Annotated in this window: 15 protein-coding genes; 6 read left to right on the plus strand and 9 right to left on the minus strand. The window is 73.6% G+C overall.

The genetic code is table 11. The annotated features are described in order from the left end of the window. Positions 1 to 28: 28 nt before the first annotated feature. Positions 29 to 454, plus strand: a complete 426-nt coding sequence (locus tag NQZ70_RS38605) for a YciI family protein (protein WP_129578697.1) — start codon at positions 29 to 31, stop codon at positions 452 to 454. Between the two features lie 75 nt (positions 455 to 529). Continuing rightward, positions 530 to 1825, plus strand: coding sequence for an RNA polymerase sigma factor (locus NQZ70_RS38610; protein WP_129578698.1), 1296 nt, complete (start codon positions 530 to 532; stop codon positions 1823 to 1825). Between the two features lie 12 nt (positions 1826 to 1837). On the opposite strand, the gene NQZ70_RS38615 is transcribed toward NQZ70_RS38610, so the two are convergent. The 6 genes from NQZ70_RS38615 to NQZ70_RS38640 form a co-directional block, all read right to left on the minus strand. After that, a complete protein-coding gene (locus tag NQZ70_RS38615) occupies positions 1838 to 2653 on the minus strand; it encodes a Uma2 family endonuclease (RefSeq protein WP_237244415.1) in 816 nt (271 codons plus the stop codon). A 124-nt stretch (positions 2654 to 2777) separates the two neighbouring features. Beyond that, positions 2778 to 4109 carry an aspartate aminotransferase family protein gene (locus NQZ70_RS38620; protein ID WP_129578700.1) on the minus strand — a complete coding sequence of 444 codons (1332 nt, stop codon included), beginning with the start codon at positions 4107 to 4109 and terminating at the stop codon, positions 2778 to 2780. Positions 4110 to 4470: 361 nt separating this feature from the next. Next, positions 4471 to 4944 carry a MarR family winged helix-turn-helix transcriptional regulator gene (locus NQZ70_RS38625; RefSeq protein WP_129578701.1) on the minus strand — a complete coding sequence of 158 codons (474 nt, stop codon included), beginning with the start codon at positions 4942 to 4944 and terminating at the stop codon, positions 4471 to 4473. Positions 4945 to 4962: 18 nt separating this feature from the next. Further along, complete coding sequence (locus tag NQZ70_RS38630; protein ID WP_237244416.1) at positions 4963 to 6369, minus strand: cytochrome P450; 1407 nt, start codon at positions 6367 to 6369, stop codon at positions 4963 to 4965. A 120-nt stretch (positions 6370 to 6489) separates the two neighbouring features. Beyond that, positions 6490 to 7689, minus strand: a complete 1200-nt coding sequence (thrS, locus tag NQZ70_RS38635) for a threonine--tRNA ligase (protein WP_129578702.1) — start codon at positions 7687 to 7689, stop codon at positions 6490 to 6492. 335 nt (positions 7690 to 8024) lie between these two features. Next, positions 8025 to 8651, minus strand: a complete 627-nt coding sequence (locus NQZ70_RS38640) for a hypothetical protein (protein ID WP_129578703.1) — start codon at positions 8649 to 8651, stop codon at positions 8025 to 8027. Between the two features lie 323 nt (positions 8652 to 8974). On the opposite strand from NQZ70_RS38640, the gene NQZ70_RS38645 reads away from it, so the two are divergent. Beyond that, positions 8975 to 9805, plus strand: a complete 831-nt coding sequence (locus NQZ70_RS38645; RefSeq protein WP_207217597.1) for a tetratricopeptide repeat protein — start codon at positions 8975 to 8977, stop codon at positions 9803 to 9805. A 16-nt stretch (positions 9806 to 9821) separates the two neighbouring features. Here NQZ70_RS38645 and NQZ70_RS38650 read toward each other — a convergent pair whose 3' ends face one another. Further along, positions 9822 to 10154 carry a transcriptional regulator gene (locus NQZ70_RS38650; protein ID WP_129578705.1) on the minus strand — a complete coding sequence of 111 codons (333 nt, stop codon included), beginning with the start codon at positions 10152 to 10154 and terminating at the stop codon, positions 9822 to 9824. A 279-nt stretch (positions 10155 to 10433) separates the two neighbouring features. Here NQZ70_RS38650 and NQZ70_RS38655 point away from each other — a divergent pair, with 279 nt between their 5' ends. Together NQZ70_RS38655 and NQZ70_RS38660 are read left to right on the plus strand one after the other, a co-directional pair. Continuing rightward, positions 10434 to 12992, plus strand: coding sequence for an alpha/beta fold hydrolase (locus NQZ70_RS38655; RefSeq protein ID WP_129578706.1), 2559 nt, complete (start codon positions 10434 to 10436; stop codon positions 12990 to 12992). A gap of 320 nt (positions 12993 to 13312) precedes the next feature. Further along, entirely contained in the window at positions 13313 to 15148 is a 1836-nt protein-coding gene (locus tag NQZ70_RS38660; RefSeq protein WP_129578707.1) for a hypothetical protein, read from the plus strand. Between the two features lie 59 nt (positions 15149 to 15207). Here NQZ70_RS38660 and NQZ70_RS38665 read toward each other — a convergent pair whose 3' ends face one another. Beyond that, on the minus strand, positions 15208 to 15990 hold the full coding sequence (locus NQZ70_RS38665; RefSeq protein ID WP_129578708.1) for a class I SAM-dependent methyltransferase: 783 nt from the start codon (positions 15988 to 15990) through the stop codon (positions 15208 to 15210). 91 nt (positions 15991 to 16081) lie between these two features. Between NQZ70_RS38665 and NQZ70_RS38670 the strand changes: the two genes are divergently transcribed. After that, the gene (locus NQZ70_RS38670; protein ID WP_129581825.1) at positions 16082 to 16921 is read left to right on the plus strand and encodes a helix-turn-helix transcriptional regulator; all 840 of its coding nucleotides are present in this window, start codon (positions 16082 to 16084) and stop codon (positions 16919 to 16921) included. Positions 16922 to 17006: 85 nt separating this feature from the next. On the opposite strand, the gene NQZ70_RS38675 is transcribed toward NQZ70_RS38670, so the two are convergent. Further along, positions 17007 to 17888: an OmpA family protein gene (locus NQZ70_RS38675; RefSeq protein ID WP_129578709.1), complete on the minus strand. Its 882-nt coding sequence runs from the start codon at positions 17886 to 17888 to the stop codon at positions 17007 to 17009. Between the last annotated feature and the right edge of the window lie 146 nt (positions 17889 to 18034).

The raw sequence follows: 18034 nt of genomic DNA on the forward strand, positions 1-18034 counted from the left end.
GCTCCACACGGAAGCAAGGAGAACGACCATGCGATTCATGATCCTGATCAAGGCCACCAAGGACAGCGAAGCGGGCGTCATGCCGAGCGAGCAGCTCCTCACCGAGATGGGGAAGTTCAACGAGGAGCTGGTGAAGGCCGGCGTGATGGTCGCGGGCGACGGGCTCCACCCGAGCTCGAAGGGCGCGCGCGTCAGGTTCTCGGGTGACAAGCGGACCGTGCTCGACGGGCCCTTCGCCGAGACCAAGGAGCTGATCGCGGGCTACTGGATCTGGGAGGTGAAGTCGAAGGAAGAGGCCATCGAGTGGGTGAAGCGCTGTCCCAACCCCATGTACGAGGACTCCGAGGTCGAGATCCGCCAGGTGTTCACGGCGGACGACTTCGGCCCCGCGCTCACGCCCGAGCTCCGGGAGCAGGAGGAGCGCCTGCGGGCGCAGGTCGAGGCGAAGAAGTAGCCACGGCGCGCCCCGGGGGATCGCGGCGGCCGAGGGGGCTTGCGCCGGCGGAGGAAGGTGCTCTGATCGGCCGCCGTGACGGCTCCCGACGCGCATCGCGCGATCCACGCGGTCTTCCGGATCGAGTCGGCCAGGCTCATCGCCGGCCTCACGCGGATGGTGCGCGACGTCGGCCTCGCCGAGGAGCTCGCGCAAGACGCGCTCGTCGCCGCGCTCGAGCGGTGGCCGGAGGCGGGCGTCCCGGACAACCCTGGCGCGTGGCTCATGGCCACCGCGAAGCGCCGCGCGATCGACGAGCTCCGCCGGAGCAAGCTGCTCGAGAGGAAGCACGAGGAGCTCGGCCACGAGATCGAGGCCCAGCGCGCGATGGCCGCGCCAGATCCGGACGCCGCGCTCGACGACGACGTGGGCGACGACCTCCTGCGCCTCGTGTTCACCGCCTGCCACCCGGTCCTCTCCACCGAGGCGCAGGTGGCGCTCACGCTCCGCCTGCTCGGAGGCCTGACGACCGAGGAGATCGCCCGCGCGTTCCTGGTCCCGGAGCCGACCGTCGCCCAGCGCATCGTCCGGGCCAAGCGGACCCTCGCCGAGGCGCGCGTCCCCTTCGAGGTCCCCCGCGGGGCCGAGCTCGCCCCCCGGCTCTCCTCGGTGCTCCAGGTCGTCTACCTCATCTTCAACGAGGGCTACGCGGCGACCGCGGGCGACGACTGGATGCGCCCCGCCCTCTGCGAGGACGCGCTCCGCCTCGGCCGCATCCTGGCCGAGCTCGTCCCGAAGGAGCCCGAGGTCCACGGCCTCGTCGCGCTCCTGGAGATCCAGGCGTCGCGCGCGAGGGCGCGGGTCGGCCCGTCGGGCGAGCCCATCCTGCTCCTGGATCAGAACCGCGCCCTCTGGGATCACCTCCTGATCCGCCGCGGCCTCGCGGCGCTCGAGCGCGCCGAGCAGCTCGGCGGCGCGCGGGGGCCCTACGCGCTCCAGGCCGCGATCGCCGCCTGCCACGCGCGGGCGCGCGCCGCGGCGGAGACCGACTGGGCGCGCATCGCGGCGCTCTACGCGGCGCTCGCCCAGGTCACGCCGTCGCCCGTGGTCGAGCTCAACCGCGCCGTCGCGCTCTCGATGGCGTTCGGCCCGGCCGCGGGCCTCGCCGTGGTCGACGCGCTGACCTCGGAGCGCGCCCTCGAGAGCTACCACCTCTTGCCGAGCGTGCGCGGCGACCTCCTCGCGAAGCTCGGCCGCCTCGACGAGGCGCGCGTCGAGTTCGAGCGCGCGGCGTCGCTCACGCGCAACGCGCGCGAGCGCGAGCTGCTCCTCGGGCGCGCCGCCGGGTGCGCGCCCGGCTCGGCGCCGCCGTCGGCCCCCTCGGGCCGGTGACGGCCGCCGGCGTCACCCGCGATCCACCGCCGCCGCGAACGCCTCGCCGCTCGCCGCCGTCGCCGCGCTGGTCAGCCAGCGCCCGAGCGCCGCCGGGTCCTCGCACGCGAGCACCCGGGCCCGCACCGCCTCGGGCACCGCGAGGCCCCGCGCCGAGAGCACCGCGAGGATCGCGCGCGAGTGGGTGCGCGCCCGCACCCACTCGTCCGTGAACCGCGGCGCTTCGCGCTCCTCGAACAGCGCCGCGACCGGCACGGCGCCGAGGCCGTGCTTGTCCAGCTCCGGCAGGAGCGGCACCTCGGCGCCCGGCCTGTAGGTGATCGACGCCGTCCCCGGCCGCACCACCTCGAGCTCCCGCCGCTCCGCGTGCGCGATCCAGACCCAGGGCCACTCGTGCTCCAGGTACAGCTTCACCTTCTCCTCGAGGTAGCGCTTCGACTGGGTGCCCCGGATCTCCACGGCCAGCACCGGCGTGCCGCGGTAGGCGTCGTTCCGCGGCGACGAGAGATCGCCCACGAGCACCACGTCCGGCGCCCGGAGCGAGGGCCCCGCCGGGTCGCTGAGGTCGCAGTACACGTCGGTCATCACCGTGAGCCCCTCGCGCGCGTGCGTGCGGAACAGGGCGGCGAGGAGGGCCATCACGATGCCGTGGATATCCTTGCTCCCCATCTGCTCGATCAGCTCCCCGCGGTGCAGCTCCCACGGGCTGCCGTCGTAGCAGTCGTCGGCCGTCCCCAGCCGGCGGCCGGTCGGCCCGAAGTCCCGCAGCTCGATCGGCCCCGTGTTCCGGGGCGGACGGGTCGGGATGCCGTTCCTACGTGCGGTCATGCCCGCGAGCATAGCACGCCGGCCCGATGGCCCGCGGCCGCCCCGGCCCCGCCGGCCTGGGCCCCGCCGGCCCAGGCCACGCCGGCCCGACCGCCCCGCGGGGCCGCCTGGCCCTCGGGGCGCCTCAGGCCGAGAGCTTCTGATCGGCGATGTCGAGCGCCGCGTCGAGCGCCGCGATGCCCTCCTCGATCTCCGCCTCGCTGATGATGAGCGGCGGCGCCACGAGCAGGTGGCTCACCCACCCCATGACCGACACCCCGCGCTTCGCCGCCTCGGCGACCACCGCGTCGACCACCAGGGGCCGCCGAGCCGCCTTGTCCTGCGGCACGTTGAACGGCTCCTTCGTCGCGCGGTCCTTCACGAGCTCCACCGCCCAGAACAGGCCGATCCCGCGCACATCGCCGACCGAGGGGTGCTTCTCCTTGAGGGCGCGGAGCTTCTCGCCCACGACCTCTCCCATCTTCGTCGCGCGGTTCAGGAGGTCGAGCCGCCGATACTCGTCGATCGCGGCGACCACCGGGGCCAGCGTGAGGGGGTGGGCCTCGTAGGTGTGGCCGTGGGCGAACACGTTGTCGTCGAAGTAGTCCGCGATCGCGCGCGAGGTCGCCACCACCCCGAGCGGCGCGGCCGCGTTCGTCACGCCCTTCGCGGTCGTCAGGATGTCCGGCACCACCCCCCAGTGATCGACCGCAAACCACTTTCCGGTCCTGCCCCACCCGCTCATCACCTCGTCCGCGATGAGGAGCACGCCTCGCTTGCGCGCGACCTCGGCGATCCGCGGCAGGTACTCGGCCGGCGGGATGAGGACGCCGTTCGTGCCCACGATCGGCTCGACCAGCACCGCCGCCACGTTCTCCTCGTGGTCGATCATGTAAGCCAGGTAGTCGGCGCACGCGACGCCGCACTCGGGGTAGCTCCGGCCGAGCGGGCAGCGATAGCAGTTCACCTCCGGGCCGAACACCACGCCCGGGATCTTGCCGGCCGGCTCGATGAACCAGCGGCGGAAGTCGCCGGTCGCCGCGATCGAGCCCCCCGTCGAGCCGTGGTACGACGTGTAGCGCGCGATGATCTTGTGCTTGCCCGTGTAGAGCCGCGCAATCTTGAACGCCGCCTCGTTCGCCTCCGTGCCCGACGTCGCGAAGAAGAACTTGTCGAGCCCCTTCGGCATCACCTCCAGGAGCTTCTGCGCCGCCCTGACCCGCACCTCGCACGTGTGCGCCGGGCTGATGTAGGCGAGTTGCCTCGCCTGCGCGCAGATCGCCTCGATCACGGCCTCGTTCTGGTGCCCGAGGTTCGAGCAGATGAGCTGCGAGGACAGATCCAGGTAGCGCTTGCCGGACGCATCCCAGAACGCGCAGCCCTCCGCGCGGGTGACGTGGATCGGCTTCCAGCCGCGCTGAGCGCGCCAGGTGCCGTACGTGTGCTTCGTGGTCAGCTCAACGATGTCATCGCTCATGGTAGCCTTCGCGGTTCGAGGAGGTGCACAGCGTAGTGGGTGATCGGACCTCCTCGCACGCGAATTTCCCGGCGCCGCTCGCCCGCTCCCGCGCCCCTCGCCCCGCGATTCCGCGCGGCGCGCCTCGCCGCCTCTGCCGTGATGTCCGGACCGAACGAGCGCGCTCGAGGCGCCGCGCGAGATCGCGTAACGAAGGACGTCCGTGATCCGTCCTTGTCGCCTCGCCTGCACGTCGGCTCTCCTCTCCATCGCGCTGCTCTCCTCCGGGGCCGGCGCCCAGATCGTCACCTTCTGAGCCGCGCCTTTCCCGGAGATGTGCGGCGGCCGGCGCTCATCGCCGGGCGGCTGAGGCGTGAGGGCTTCATTTCTCTCTCCTCATCGGTGGAACGGGCGTGTCGTCGATCTCGAGATTGCCGATCATGTCGGCGAGGACACGCCTCGTGGTCTCCAGCTCCGCGGCCGGAATGCCCCGCGTCGCGCGGCGCTCCACCTCGACCACCACGTCCTGGACCCAGTCGTACTCCGCGATCTGAGGCGTGCAGCGCACGCGGAAGGCGCGCGCGTCGCTCTCGTCGGGGGTCCGCTCGACGAGCCCCTTCTTTTCGAGGCGGCCGACGAGGGCCGAGAGCGACGCGGCCGTGATCTGCAGCCGCTCGGCGAGCTCGCGCTGCGTGAGCCCCACGCGCTCTCCGAGCAGCGCGCCGATCAGGCGGAACTCCGCGAGCGTGACCCCCCGCTCGGCGAGGCGCCCCTGGATCAGCTGCAAGGCGGTGCGATCCACGCGAGCGATCCGCGCGAGCAGCAGCGTGGTGAAGACGGTCAGCGTGTCGGTCACCCTCAATAGTTCGTGAGCCTAACTAACTTTGTCAAGCGCGAGCGCCGGCGAGAGCCCCAGCGCCGCGCCGGAGCGCGCGGCGGGGGCGGCCGCGCTGGGCCTCTCCCGCTCGCCCTCCAGGATCATCGCCATGCCCCCGCTCGGCCCCATGGTGAGCCCGCGGCGCACGTGCTGGATGGGCGCCTGGCTCTCGAGCCGGAGCCGGTATCTCCCGAGGATCGTGCCGAGGACGACCTTCATCTCGTACATCGCGAACGCCGCGCCAAGGCACCGGCGGGCGCCGCCGCCGAAGGCGATGAACTCGAACGGAGAGAACTTCCGTTCGAGGAAGCGGGAGGGGCGAAATCGCTCGGGCGACGGGTAGAGATCCTCGCGGCCGTGCAGGAGCAGCGGTGAGGCGGCGACGGACTCGCCGGCCGGGATGGTGTAGCGCCCGAGCTGGAAAGGCCTGTTCGCGACGCGGCCGACATCGACCACCGGCGGGTGGATGCGCAGCGCCTCCAGACACACCGCCTCCAGGTACGTCAGCGACGCGAGCGCGTCCGGCGCGGGCGACGGGCCGAGCGCGTCGATGTCGGCGAGGAGGCGCGCGAGCACGGCGGGCTCGCGGTGCAGCCAGTACATCGCCCACGCGAGCGACATGGCCGTCGTCTCGTGGCCCGCGAACAGGAGCGCGCGGAGCTGATCCGCGATCTCGACGTCGCTCATGCCCCCGCCGTCGTCGTGCCGGGCGCTCATCATCAGGCCCAGGATGTCCTGCGAGGCGTCTCCCGCCGCGCGCCTCCGCTGGACCTCCTCGACCAGCAGCGCGTCGAGCGCCCTGGCCGCGCGCCGGTTGCGCGCATAAGGGCCGAAGCCGCCGAGCTCACGCCGGAGCGCGGGGAAGACGAAGAAGCTCGCGCTCAGCGAGTCGATGAGCGCGAGCACGGCCTCGCGGGTCCGCCCGACGCGCTCCTCGCCCCTCACGCCGAAGACCACGCGGACGATCACGTCGAGCGCGATCGCCTGCGTCGCCGCGACCATCGAGAACGAGCGCCCCGGGCGCCACCGCGACGCCTCGCCCAGGCTGATGTCCGCGATCGCTTCGCCATAACCGCGCATCGCGCCGGCGCTGAACGGCGGCCCGAGCAGCTTCCGATCGCGCCGGTGCCGGGCGCCCGTCGTCACGACCACCGAGGTCTTCCCGAAGACCGGCTCGGTCAGCTCGGCGGCCCAGACCCCGAACGTGTCGGGGTCGGCCGTGTAGATCGCGCGGATCGCCTCCGGATCGCCCGTGATGGTCAGCATCCCGTTCGGAGATTTCACGCGGAACGTCGGGCCGTGCTCGGCGGCGTAACGCTTGAAGACGGGCTCGGAGGAAATGAGCCCAGAGCGGAGATAGTCCACGAGGCTGAACGACTTCGGGCCGGGCGGCAGAGATCCCATGTTGCTCCGTGGGTGAGGTGAGGGTCGTCGTGCGGATCCCCGGGCCGGGGAGATCAGGGCTCCGGGGATCCGTACGACACGCGCGCGGGCGCCTGGTTCCGGGAGATCGCCGGCGCGCGCTCAGGCCTGCGGCTCACACCGCCGCACGACATCGACGACGGCCTCGTCGAGCGGGAGCTCGCGCTGCTGTCCGCCCTCGCGCTCCCGGAGCGCCACGGAGCGGCGCTCCGCCTCGCGCTTGCCCACCACCGCGACCAGGGGGATCGAGGCGGCGTGCGCGAGGGCGATCTTCCGCGACAGCGTATCGTCGCCCGCGTCGAGGATCGCGCGCACCCCCTTCTGGCGGAGGCGCTCGAGGACCTCGTCGGCATAAGCGCGCTGCGCGTCTGTCACCGGCACCACGACGACCTGCTCGGGAGATAGCCAGAGCGGCAGCGCGCCCCGGTAATGCTCGAGCAGGATGCCGAGGAAGCGCTCCACGCTGCCGAACAGCGCGCGGTGGAGGATCGCTGGTCGCCGGCGCGCGCCAGACGCTTCTACATAGGTGATGTCGAAGCGCTCCGGCAGCACGAGATCGAGCTGGATCGTCCCGCATTGCCAGCTCCGCCCGAGCCGGTCGCGCAGCACGAACTCGAGCTTGGGCCCGTAGAAGGCCCCCTCCCCGGGCTGGAGGCGGTACTCGAGCCCCGCGCTCCTCGCCGCGGCGGACAGCGCCGCCTCCGCCCGGTCCCACACGGCGTCGCTCCCGTAGCGCTCGGCGGGGCGCGTCGAGAAGCCGACCGCCATGTCGTGGAAGCCGAAGCCGGCATAGAAGTCGCGCAGCGCGCTCGCGAAACGCACGACCTCGTCCTCGACCTGCTCCTCGACACAGAAGATGTGGCCGTCGTCCTGAGTGAACTGCCGCAGCCGGAACAGGCCGTGCAGCGTGCCGCTCGGCTCGTCCCTGTGCACCATGCCGAGCTCGCCGATCCGGAGCGGCAGATCCCGGTACGACGGCGCCATGCGCGCCACGATCTGCATGTGACCCGGGCAGTTCACGGGCTTGATGGCGGCGGCGTGATCCTCCTCGGACAGCCGAAACATGTTCGAGGAGAAGTTGTCCCAGTGGCCGCTCGCCTTCCAGATCGCCTGGCGCAGGATCAGCGGCGTGCGGACCTCTCGATAGCTGTCGCGCATCATCTGGCGCCGGACCGCCTCCTCCAGGAGGCGATAAAGCGTGAAGCCGCGCGCGTGCCAGAACACCATGCCAGGCGCCTCCTCCTGGAGGTGGAACAGATCGAGGCGCTGGCCCAGATAACGATGATCGTCTTCGTCGAGCATGTCAGTCTCCGTCGGCGGTGGCCGGGCCAGACGGAGCGCTGAAAAGCGACGTGCCCCGTCCGGATTCCGGCGGGGCTTGGTGTCTCGTGGATCGTCAGCTCATCGCATGCACACGAGAACCATCCCGCCGGTGCGGGTAGTGGTCGTCGTGGTCGCGGTGAGACGGGAGCTCACGAAGGGAGTCATATCGCGGCGATCCGGGCTCGTCAAGCGGGACGTCCTTCGTGCTCCATGCTCCGTGCTCCGTCATTGCGCATTGCGCTGTGTCGCGTCGGGATTGCATCGGGATGCTTCGGGGAGCGTGGAGAGGATCGCCCGCTCGCCGCCCGGGCCGCTCAGCGCGAGGGCGCGGGCGCGGCCCGCGCGGCCGCGGGGCCGGCCGGCCGGCCGGCGAGGGCGCGGGAGGCGAGGGCGCGGGAGAGGAGCACCGCCCCGGTGAAGACGTAACCCGAGCAGGACCGGAAGACGTCGTAGGAGCGGCCGATGAATGGAAGCTTCCGCAGGATGTCCCCGACGCGCCAGATCTCCTCGTGACGCGTGATCCTGAAGCTCTCGCCTCCATCGATCAGGTCGAACTCGTACGTCAGGATCACCCGCATCGGGTACGCGCAGCGCGGGAACAGCCTCAGGTAGAGGGTGCCGTCGACGACGGCGCGGCCCGCGTCGCGCGGCGCGCAGAGCCGGACGCTCAGCTGCGAGACGTCGAGGTCGAAGCGGGGGCCGCCGCGCGCCCCGGAGAGGTCGACCTGGTACGTCTCGACGCCGCGCACGCGCCGCCACGGATTGACGAACTCGATGCCAGGGGCGAGGTAGGGATAAACCTCCTTCTCCAGCGTCGCGAGCGGAGCGCCCGTGTCGTACATGAGGAGCGAGAGGCGCCTGAAGCGGTCCTCGAGGTCGTCGAGCCCGAGGCGCGGCATCGAGGGCATCGTGAACGGGAGGCAGTTCACCTTTGTCGCCATGTCGTGACTCTCCATCTCGGTGCGTTCCCCGCCCGGTGTGAAGCGACGGCGCGGACGGGGAAGATGAAGGCCGAGACGCAATGGATGGGCCGAGGCGGAGCGCGCGGCGGCGCCTCGCTCCGCCCGGCGCGCCGCGTGTGGTCCGCCGCGCACGGCGCTCGAAAGGCCCAGATCTCCGCGCGGCAGCAGGGCGAGAATCGGCGCGCTCGCCGCCGATTGGCCTGGTCGCGGGGGCATCCGCCGCTATCTTCCCGCGCCGTTCGGCTCGCGAGGGGCGCGGCGTTTCGCGTCCTCTGCTGCAGGCGGGTCCACGAGGAGAGGGAGTGTCACGGGTGCTGGAGAGCGCAGCGGGGGCCGCCGGGAGCTTCACGGAGCCGCGCAGGGCGGCGGCGCGGCGGCTCGCCGCCCTCGCGGCCCTCGCCCTCGCCTCGGCGGGGTGCATCGCGGGGGGAGCGCCGGCGCGCCCCGGCCACGCAGACGCGGGCGCGGCGGCTCCGGCGCGCCCCGGCCACGCAGACGCGGGCGCGGCGGCGGAACGGCTCTTCCGTGAGGCGGAGTCGCTGGCGAGCCGCCACCGCGCGATCGGCGTGCAGCTCTTCGTGCTCGACGAGGCCGCGGAGGCCGGCGCCGCGGGCGACCGCGCCGAGGCCCGGCGGGCGGCGCTCGAGGCGGAGGCCGCGCGGGTGCTCTCGAGGACCGTCGCGGCCTACGCCGCGCTCGTCGACGCGCCGGCGCTGCGCGCGGCGGCGCAGCGGCCCTCGGCGCTCCTCAGGCTCGCGCAGGCGCTCCAGGACAGCGGGGACCTGCGCGGCGCCGAGGCGCGGCTGCGCCAGCTCGCCCTCGAGCACCCGGCGTCGCGAGAGGCGCCCGAGGCCCACCTCGCGCTGGCCAACCTCGCGTTCGCGGCGGGGCGCCTCGACGAGGCCGTGAGCGCCTGCGACGCCGCGCTCCGCGGCCCCGCGGGCGCGGCGCTGCGAAAGCGCGCGCTCTACGTGAAGGCGTGGAGCCTGCGGGGGCTCGGCCGCGAGGGCGCCGTCGAGGAGGCGATGGAGGCGCTGCGCGCCATCGTGCAGCTCGGCCCCGCGCCCGCGGGCTCGCCGGAGGCGACGATCGACGAGGCCGCGGAGCGCGAGCTCGATCGGCCGACGCTGTGAGCGGCCGCGGGGAGGGTCACCCTTCGCCCGCGTCGACGCGGAACCGCGGCGCCTCGATGCGCTCCCCGCGGCACGCCGGGCAGCGGCTCGGCTTCGCCAGCGAGCGCCGCTCGTCGAACGCGTAGCCGCAGCGCAGGCAGCGCGCCGGCGCGATCGAGAGCCGCTCGCCGCGGGCGCGCAGCGAGCGCGCGAGGTGCTCGAGGTGCGGCGTCACGTCGCGCTCGCGCAGCCCGAGGCGCCCGGAGAGCTCCCACGCGGTCGCGGCGCCCCTGCGCAGCTCCTCCAGGAGCGTCTGCCGCACCGTCTCCGACCGGGGCGCTGGGCTCGGCGGTGGCTTCGACTTGCTCATAGAATTCCAGATCGTGACACCGCGGCTGCGCCGGTCCACAGCCGGCGATATGCCCCGCGCGCGCCGCGAGCGCTCCTTTGCCGGTCCGCCGCCGGCGATGTGCCCCGCGCGCGCCTCGAGCGCGCTCCTCGGCGGGGCCCGCGCCGCGCGTCGACGCGGCGCGGCCGGGACAGACGGGCACCGTCTCACGACGGCAGCGGCGCAGCGCGGCAGAGCCCCCGCCGCCATTGCGCGGAACACTCCTCGCACGGAGAATGCCGCTCCGGAGAACCGCAGCGCATGATCCCGTGCCCGTCCGAAGACGCCCTGGCCGCCTGGCTCGAGGGCCGCCTCCCGCACGAGGCCACGGCGACCCTGCGCGCGCACGTCGACGGCTGCGCCGACTGCCGCGCCGCGATCTCGGCGCGCCCGAGCGAGAGCGACGTGGGCGCGCCGCTCCTGCTCCCCTCGACCGAGCGCCGCTCCGGCGAGGCCGAGCCGCCGCCGTCGTCCTCGGAGCCGTGGGCGCCGCCCTCCACCTTCGACGATTACCGCGTGGTCAGGTCGCTCGGCCGCGGGGGCATGGGGCAGGTGTACCTCGCCCACGACGAGGTCCTCGACCGGCCCGTCGCGCTCAAGTTCGTCGCCGCGGACAACCCCGATCCGAGGACCATCGAGCGGCTGCGCGTCGAGGCCCGCGCGATCGCGCGCCTCCAGCACCCCAACGTCGTCGCCGTCTTCCGGATCGGCGAGGTGCGCGGGCGGCCCTACATCGCCTACGAGTTCGTCGAGGGCGAGCCGCTCGAGCTGCTCCCGAAGCCGGTCCCGTGGCAGGCCGCGCTGCGCATCGCGCTCGGCCTCGCGCGCGGGCTCGCCGCGGCGCACCGGCGGGGCGTCCTGCACCGCGACATCAAGCCGGCGAACGTGATGCTCGACGCGAACGGCGAGGTGAAGCTGCTCGACTTCGGGCTCGCCAAGCTCGTCGACCGGCCCACCGGCCGCGACGCGGGCCGGCGCGTCTCGTCGAGGCCCCCCGGCGCGCCCGCGCGCCGGACGCTCTCGGACGTGTCGGCGGCGACGACCGCGATCCTCATGGAGGCCGACGCGGCCCCCGCGCTCGAGGCCGCCGGCCTGACCCACGGCGGCACGATGATGGGCACGCCGCTCTACCTCGCGCCGGAGCTCTGGACCGGGACCGCCGGCACGCTCCAGTCCGACGTCTACGCGCTCGGGCTGGTCCTCTACGAGCTGTGCGTGGGCCGGCTGCCCCACGCCGGGCTCGACCTGCACGCCATCGCCAGCTGGGTGACGGCGCGCGCGCTCCCGCCGCTCCGCTCGCTCTGCCCCGACGTCCCGGAGATGCTCGCGGAGGTCATCGACCGCTGCGTCCTGCGCGATCCCGCGGCGCGCTTCGCGTCGGCCGAGGAGGTGCAGGCCGCGCTCGAGGAGACCGAGGCGCTCTGCCGCGCGTTCCAGATCGTGCGCTCCGGGCCCGCGTCCGCGGGGTCGCCGGAGACGGACGCGGACGTCGTGGGCGCCTCCTTCGCGCGCCTCGCGCCGCGCGCCGAGGAGCTCGTCTCGCGCTTCTACGAGCGGCTCTTCGATCGGGAGCCGGCGCTCCGGGCGCTGTTCCCGCCGGACATGCGCGAGCAGCGGCTCAAGCTCGCCGCGGCGCTGCAGCTCGTGATCGACAACCTGCGCGCGCCGGACAAGCTGGTCGAGATGCTCGAGGCGCTCGGGCGCCGCCACGCGGCCTACGCCACGCTGCCCGAGCACTTCGACGCCGTGGGCCGGGCGCTGCTCGAGGCGCTCGAGGAGCTGGAAGGCGACGCGTGGTCGCCCGCCACCGCGCGGGCGTGGGCGGGCGCGTACGCGCAGGTCGCCGAGGCGATGCGGCGCGGGCTCGAGGCCGCGCGGGGGACGGCGGTCTCCTCGGCGCGGACGCCGGCGCCGCTGCTCGCGGCGGAGACCCGGTTCGCCACGAGCGCGGACGCGAGCCTGGCCTACAGGGCCGCGGGCGACGGGCCGCTCGATCTGGTGCTCGTCCAGGGGTGGGTGACGCACGTGGAGGCCGCGTGGGAGGACGCGCTCATGTCCAGGTTCTTCGCCGAGCTCGGCGCGCGGGCGCGGCTCGTCGTGCTCGATCAGCGCGGCACCGGCATGAGCGAGCGCGAGGGCGCCGGCGCGCCCGCCGAGCAGCAGGCCGAGGATCTGCTCGCCGTTCTGGACGCGGCCGGCGTGGAGCGGGCGGCGCTCCTCGGCGTGGGGGGCGGCTTCGCGCCGTGCGCGCTGCTCGCGGCGGCGCACCCGGCGCGTGCGCGCGCGCTGATCGCGCTCGGGAGCGCGGCGCAGATGGCGGCCTGGCCCGGGTGCCTCTTCGGCCTCAGCGGCGAGGACGCCGAGGAGGCCGAGCGCGCGCTGCGGAGCGGCTGGGGCGAGCCGCTCTTCCTCGATCGCCTCGCCCCCTCGGCCGCGGACGACGCCGCGTTCCGGCGCTCCTGGGCGGCGTACCTGCGCCACGGCGCGAGCCCGAGCGGGGCGGCGCGCATGCTCCGGGCGCACGCGGCGGCCGACATCCGGTCCACGCTGGGCCTGGTGAGCGCCCCGTCGCTGGTGCTGCACCGGGCCGGCGATCGGGCCGTCCCCGCGGCGGCCGGGCGCGACCTGGCCGGCCGCATCCGCGGCGCGCGCTATGTCGAGCTGCCGGGCGACGATCACCTGCCCTTCGTCGGCGCGTCGCGGCCGCTGCTCGCCGCGCTGCGGGCCTTCCTCGACGCAGAGGCCGCCGGGGGGAGCACCGTCTCGAGCTTCGCGCCGCCCGCGGCGCTCGATACCTCCGGCGCCGCTTCCGGCAAGTGACGCGTGACGCGCTGCCCCGAGCACGTCGTGAGTCGCTGAACGTCCGACGGCGCCTCGACGGCGCCTGTCCGGCTCGCGCTGCGTAGCTCATGTGGGGAGGTCGCCGCTCGCGCGAAGCGCCGCCGGACCGGCGCTCGCGCTCGCTCAATGGGTATTCGAGCGCATTCGTTCACCGCGCAGAAGCGCTCGAATTCAGCGCGCGGCGTCGCCATCTCCGGTTTTGCCCGATAGCACTTGAGAGATCTCCTTATCTATCTATCTTGTTGTCCAAAGACGGTATCCGCCTTGCCGGTGCATGATTCGACCGCTAACTTGAATTGATGGATATGTGGACACGCGCGCTCACCTGTGGCTGCGCCTTGATCGGCGCGCTCGCGAGCGCTTGCTCCGGGACGGAGCAGGGCGCTCCCGCCGCAGCGTCGAGCGCGGCGGATGCGGGCGGCGGGGACGGCGAGGGCGGCGAGAGCGGCACCGGGAGCGCGGGCGGCGGCGGCGCCGGGAGCGCCGGCGACGGCGCGGGCGGCGCTGCCGGCGCCTCCGAGGGCGCGGGCGGCGCCGGCGGGGAGGCGGGCGGCGGGGGCTGTCCTCCCGGAGAGGAGGGCTGTCCGTGCGGGACTCTCGGCCAGTGCGACGGCGAGCTCCGCTGCGCGGACGGCGTATGCATCTCGGGCTGCGGCTGCACCGACGGATACGCCATCGTCGACGGCGAGTGCGTCTGGCAGGGGGGCCCGCAGGATCCCTCGTTCCAGAGCGCGGACACCTGGAGCGCCACGGGCGCCGCGCTCGTCCACCCCGAGGCCGAGGGCAACGGCAACCCCGGGGCCGGGGTCATCGGCCGGGACGCGGTGTGCCAGATGGCGGGCTTCTCTCAGCAGCTCACGATGCCGGACCTCGCGTGCGCCGAGCCGCTGCTCCTCACGTTCGCCGCGCACGTCGCCTGCGACGCCGGCCTGGGCTGCATCGGTCCCCCGGGCGTCGGGGTCCGCATCAACGGCGGTTTCACGAACCTCGATCTCATGCCCTCTTCGTCCTTCGCCCCGCAGCGCGTCTGCCTGGGAGAGCGCGCCTATGGCGGGCAGATCGAGCTGCTCCTCGGGCCCTCCCGGAGATCTCCACAGTGCGACCAGGAGGCCGGACAGGGCTACATCCTGGCGTTCGATGACGTCGCGATTCGACCGGACGAGATGAGCGCCTGTCCCCTGCCGGGCCAGGTGCTGAACGGCGACTTCGAGGCAGGCGACGCGGGCTGGACGGCGAAGCCGGAGAACGGCGTCTCCGAGGTCAAGAGCGGCCTGGGCCTGGGCGGCGGCAAGGGCGGGCATCTCGGCACCACGCATTTCTGCCAGTATCCCTCGCTCGAGGGCACGGTCTCGGCGCCGTTGCCCTCCCCCGCGCTGCCGAACCCGGCGCTCCGCATCTGGAGCCAGGGCAGCCCGGGCGCGGTCGTCAACGTCACGCTGAGCACGCACCAGCTGACGGCGCTGACGGGCACGGGCGAGGCGCAGGTCTCGCACGTCTGTTTGCCCCGGTGGGCGCTCGGCATGGCGCACAGGCTCGCCTTCGCCTATCGGAACCGGAACAGCCAGCCGTGTACGGACGAGAACCAACGCGACTTCGCGGTGGATGATCTCGCCTTCGTCTCCGACGATCGGTGCCCCGGGGACGCGCCGCTGTTCGACCCCGGCTTCGAGAACGCCGGCGCCGGCGCGAGCCTCTCGCCGGCGTGGGTCCTGAACGCGGACGATCCCGCGCGCGGCAGCGCCAGGCTCGCCGTCGACGCCTCCGCCGCGCACTCCGGCGAGGTCTCGCTCTCGCTGTCCGTGAAGAAGCCGTGCCGGGAGCCCTCGGCCTCCACCGTGTTCACGGTGCCCGCGCCCGAGGGGACGGCCGGCCCGGCGCTGAAGTTCTGGTACCGCACGAGCGGCCTCCGCGCGGCGACCGCCTCCTCGACCCCGGGCGCCGCCCTCCCTGCCAGCGAGCGCTGGAAGCAGCGGACGATCTGCCTGGATCCGCGCACGGCGGGCAGGCCCCAGCACCTCTCCTTCAAGCTGGGAGCCAGCGGCGTCTGCGACGAGCCGCTCGGCCAGGAGACGCTGCACGTCGACGACGTCGAGGCGACGACCGACCCCTCCTGCCCGGCCGCGCCGCCCCCCTGAGCTCCCGCGCCCCGGCGCCTCGACGCCGTCGTTGCGCCGGGCCGAGGGCGCCGCTCGGCTCAGCCGCGCTTGCGCCCCACCAGGATGACGATCGGATACGCGAAGCACACCTCGTCCCCCCGGAGCGCCGCGCCGACGCCGAGCGCGTCGACGCCGACGTCGGCGCGGTAGAGGGCCCGGAGCCGATCCGCCCCGCCGGGCTCCGGGAAGGAGGCCCGGAGCGTGGCCTCGAGCTCCACCTCGAGCCTGTACCGCGCGGTCGTCTCGATCTCGAGCCCCGCCGCGTCGAACAGGGCGCCGAGCTCGCGCTCGGTGTGCGCCCGCGCGTGCGACGGATCGCGGATCTTCTCGGCGGCGTCGTACGCGTCCCGCTTGTCCTCGGCGGGCGCCACGTCGATCACGGCGACCCGCCCGGCCCTCTGGCACACGCGGGCCATCTCGCGCAGCGTCACGAGCGGATCCAGCAGGTGATGGAAGCTGTAGCGGGTCGTGACGATGCGAAAGCTCTCGTCCGGATAGGGCAGCCGGCTCGCGTCGCCGAGCTCCCAGGTGACGTTGGAGAGGCCGAGGCTCGCCTGTCGCTTCCGCGCCTCGTCCAGCATCGCCGGGACGATGTCGAGCCCCCGCACGCTCGCCACGCGCGGCGCGAGCGCGCAGGCGACGATGCCCGGCCCGCAGGCGACGTCGAGGGCCGCGTCGCCCGGCGCCGGCGCGAGCGCGTCGAGCAGCAGCGCCATGGCGGATTCGGCCGAGTGGGCCTCGACCTCGGCGAACGGCCTCGCCTGCCTCGTGAACTGTTCCTGTATCAGCGCATCATGCGTCGTGGGATCGGCTTGGCTCATGGGGCTCGAAGGTGGACCACCTCGGTCTTTACGGCTGCCGGCGACAGGACAAAGATCGTCGCCGAGAGGCCACGCCGTGCAAACCCGCGTCATGACCCCCACGGAGACCGCCGAGCACCTCGCCAGGCTCGGGCTCGACCAGGTCCCCGCGCGCGCGTTCTCCTATGAAGACGAGCTGCCGGGCGCCACCTACGCCTGGCACACGCACGCGCGGCACCAGCTGCTCTGCCCCCTGGCCGGCACGGCGCGCCTCGACGTCGAGGACGCGTCCTTCCTGCTCCCCCCGCAGCGCGCCGCGCTCATCCCCGCGGGCGAGCCGCACGCGACCACCCGCCGCGACGCGTCGATCGTCTCGATCTACTTCGAGCCCGCGGCGTTCCCCTCCCCCCTCACGGCCGTGAGGGTCTTCGAGGTGCCCGCGCTCCTGCGCGAGATGGTGATCTACGCGCGCCGCTGGCCGGTCGCGCGGCGCCCGGACGACGCCGCGGCCGACACCTTCTTCGCGGCGATGGCGGATCTCATCGCGCCGCTCCTCGATCGCGGCGCCACGTACCGGCTGCCCCGCGGCAGGACGCCGCCGGTGCAGCGGGCGATCGCGTGCGCGCTCGGCGACGTCGCGGGCGCGGATCTCGCGCGGGCCGCGGCGTTCGCCGGGGCGACCGAGCGCACCCTGCGGCGGCGGTTCCGCGAGGAGACCGGCGTCACGTGGCGCGCCTTCGTCACGCGCGCGCGCGTGCTCCGGGCGCTCGACCTGCTCTCCGGCCCGAGCGCCAGCGTCACGCAGGTCGCGGTCGACGTCGGCTTCCAGAGCCTCGGCGCGTTCGCCGCCGCGTTCCGCGCCGTGACCGGCCAGACGCCGAGCGAGTTCCGCAGGACCGCGCCGCCCTGGCCGGGCGGCGATGGCCACAGCAGCTGGCCCGAGCCGACCTGACGGCGCAGAACGAGCGCCCGACGAGCGTGGATCCGGACCGCGGCCGCGCGCGCCGCTCCCGCGGCGCGCGCCGCGCGATCCCGCGCTACTGCGTGATCGCCTTGAGGTCGAGCATCTCCTCGACGCTCGGCACCACGATGAGGTCGCACCGGCGGTTCTTCTGCCGCCCCTCGTCCGTGTCGTTCGTCGCGACCGGGTCGGTGTCCGCGAAGCCCGCGGCGCTCCATTTCGCGACCGGGAGCGCGCCCCCGCCGCCCTTCATGTCGGCCGGGCTGACCAGGTACAGCAGCACCTCGCGCGCGCGCATCAGCGACAGGCCCCAGTTGTCGCGGAACTGACCGCCCGCGAGCGGCCTGTTGTCGGTGTGGCCGGCGACCTGGTAGTAGCGGTTGAGCAGCGACGGGTCGTTCCGGACGACCGTCGCCACCTTGAGGAGGATCTCCTTGCCCTCCTTCTTCAGCGTCTCGCGCCCGGAGTCGAAGAGGACGTCGCCCGGCAGCGAGATGACCATCCGGTTGTTCCGGATGTTCACCGCGAGGCCGAGCTTCGTGAGCTCGTCCAGCTTCTTCCGGAGCGTCTCGAAGCGCGCCTTGATCTGCTCCAGCTGGCGGGCGCGGGCCTTGAACTCGGCGAGCGCCTTCTCGCGCTCCTCGAGCGTCGAGCTCAGCTGCGACACCTGCGTGCTCGTCGCCTGGAGGTTCTCGTTCAGCTTGCTGATGTCGACGCCGGCCGCCTCGAGCTGCCTCGTCAGCTCCGCGACCTTCGCCTGCTCCACCTCGAGCGCCTTCTGGGTCTCGGCGAGGCGCTGCTCCGTGCTCTGTTGCTGGCTCTGAAGGCGGCTGTACTTGTCGAGCTGGGCCTTCCACTCCTCCTCGGAGTAACCGCACCCCAGCGAGAACGACGCGATCACGGCAGGCAGGAAGGCCGCGAAAGCAAGGCTGCGACCTTTCAAGACACGAGGGTGCATGAGCACGCTCCTTCACTCTAGTTGGTGAACATGGGCGGGGGCGGATGGCCCGGCCCGCGCCCGGTTCCGGGTGACAGCGGCCCGTCAGGCCGTGCGGGGGCCTACCCTAGCGAGGTCGGCCGCGGTTGTAAAAGGCGCATCGCACC

This window comes from Sorangium sp. So ce836, assembly GCF_028553905.1.
In the GTDB taxonomy this organism is placed as follows: domain Bacteria; phylum Myxococcota_A; class Polyangia; order Polyangiales; family Polyangiaceae; genus Sorangium; species Sorangium cellulosum_D.

Coding starts and splice junctions, on each gene's coding strand:
- NQZ70_RS38615 (WP_237244415.1), bottom strand. CDS start 2,653: ATGACCGCACGTAGGAACGGCATCCCGACCCGTCCGCCCCGGAACACG.
- NQZ70_RS38630 (WP_237244416.1), bottom strand. CDS start 6,369: ATGGGATCTCTGCCGCCCGGCCCGAAGTCGTTCAGCCTCGTGGACTAT.
- NQZ70_RS38670 (WP_129581825.1), top strand. CDS start 16,082: ATGACCCCCACGGAGACCGCCGAGCACCTCGCCAGGCTCGGGCTCGAC.
- thrS (WP_129578702.1), bottom strand. CDS start 7,689: ATGCTCGACGAAGACGATCATCGTTATCTGGGCCAGCGCCTCGATCTG.
- NQZ70_RS38620 (WP_129578700.1), bottom strand. CDS start 4,109: ATGAGCGATGACATCGTTGAGCTGACCACGAAGCACACGTACGGCACC.
- NQZ70_RS38640 (WP_129578703.1), bottom strand. CDS start 8,651: ATGGCGACAAAGGTGAACTGCCTCCCGTTCACGATGCCCTCGATGCCG.
- NQZ70_RS38605 (WP_129578697.1), top strand. CDS start 29: ATGCGATTCATGATCCTGATCAAGGCCACCAAGGACAGCGAAGCGGGC.
- NQZ70_RS38675 (WP_129578709.1), bottom strand. CDS start 17,888: ATGCACCCTCGTGTCTTGAAAGGTCGCAGCCTTGCTTTCGCGGCCTTC.
- NQZ70_RS38665 (WP_129578708.1), bottom strand. CDS start 15,990: ATGAGCCAAGCCGATCCCACGACGCATGATGCGCTGATACAGGAACAG.
- NQZ70_RS38650 (WP_129578705.1), bottom strand. CDS start 10,154: ATGAGCAAGTCGAAGCCACCGCCGAGCCCAGCGCCCCGGTCGGAGACG.
- NQZ70_RS38655 (WP_129578706.1), top strand. CDS start 10,434: ATGATCCCGTGCCCGTCCGAAGACGCCCTGGCCGCCTGGCTCGAGGGC.
- NQZ70_RS38660 (WP_129578707.1), top strand. CDS start 13,313: ATGGATATGTGGACACGCGCGCTCACCTGTGGCTGCGCCTTGATCGGC.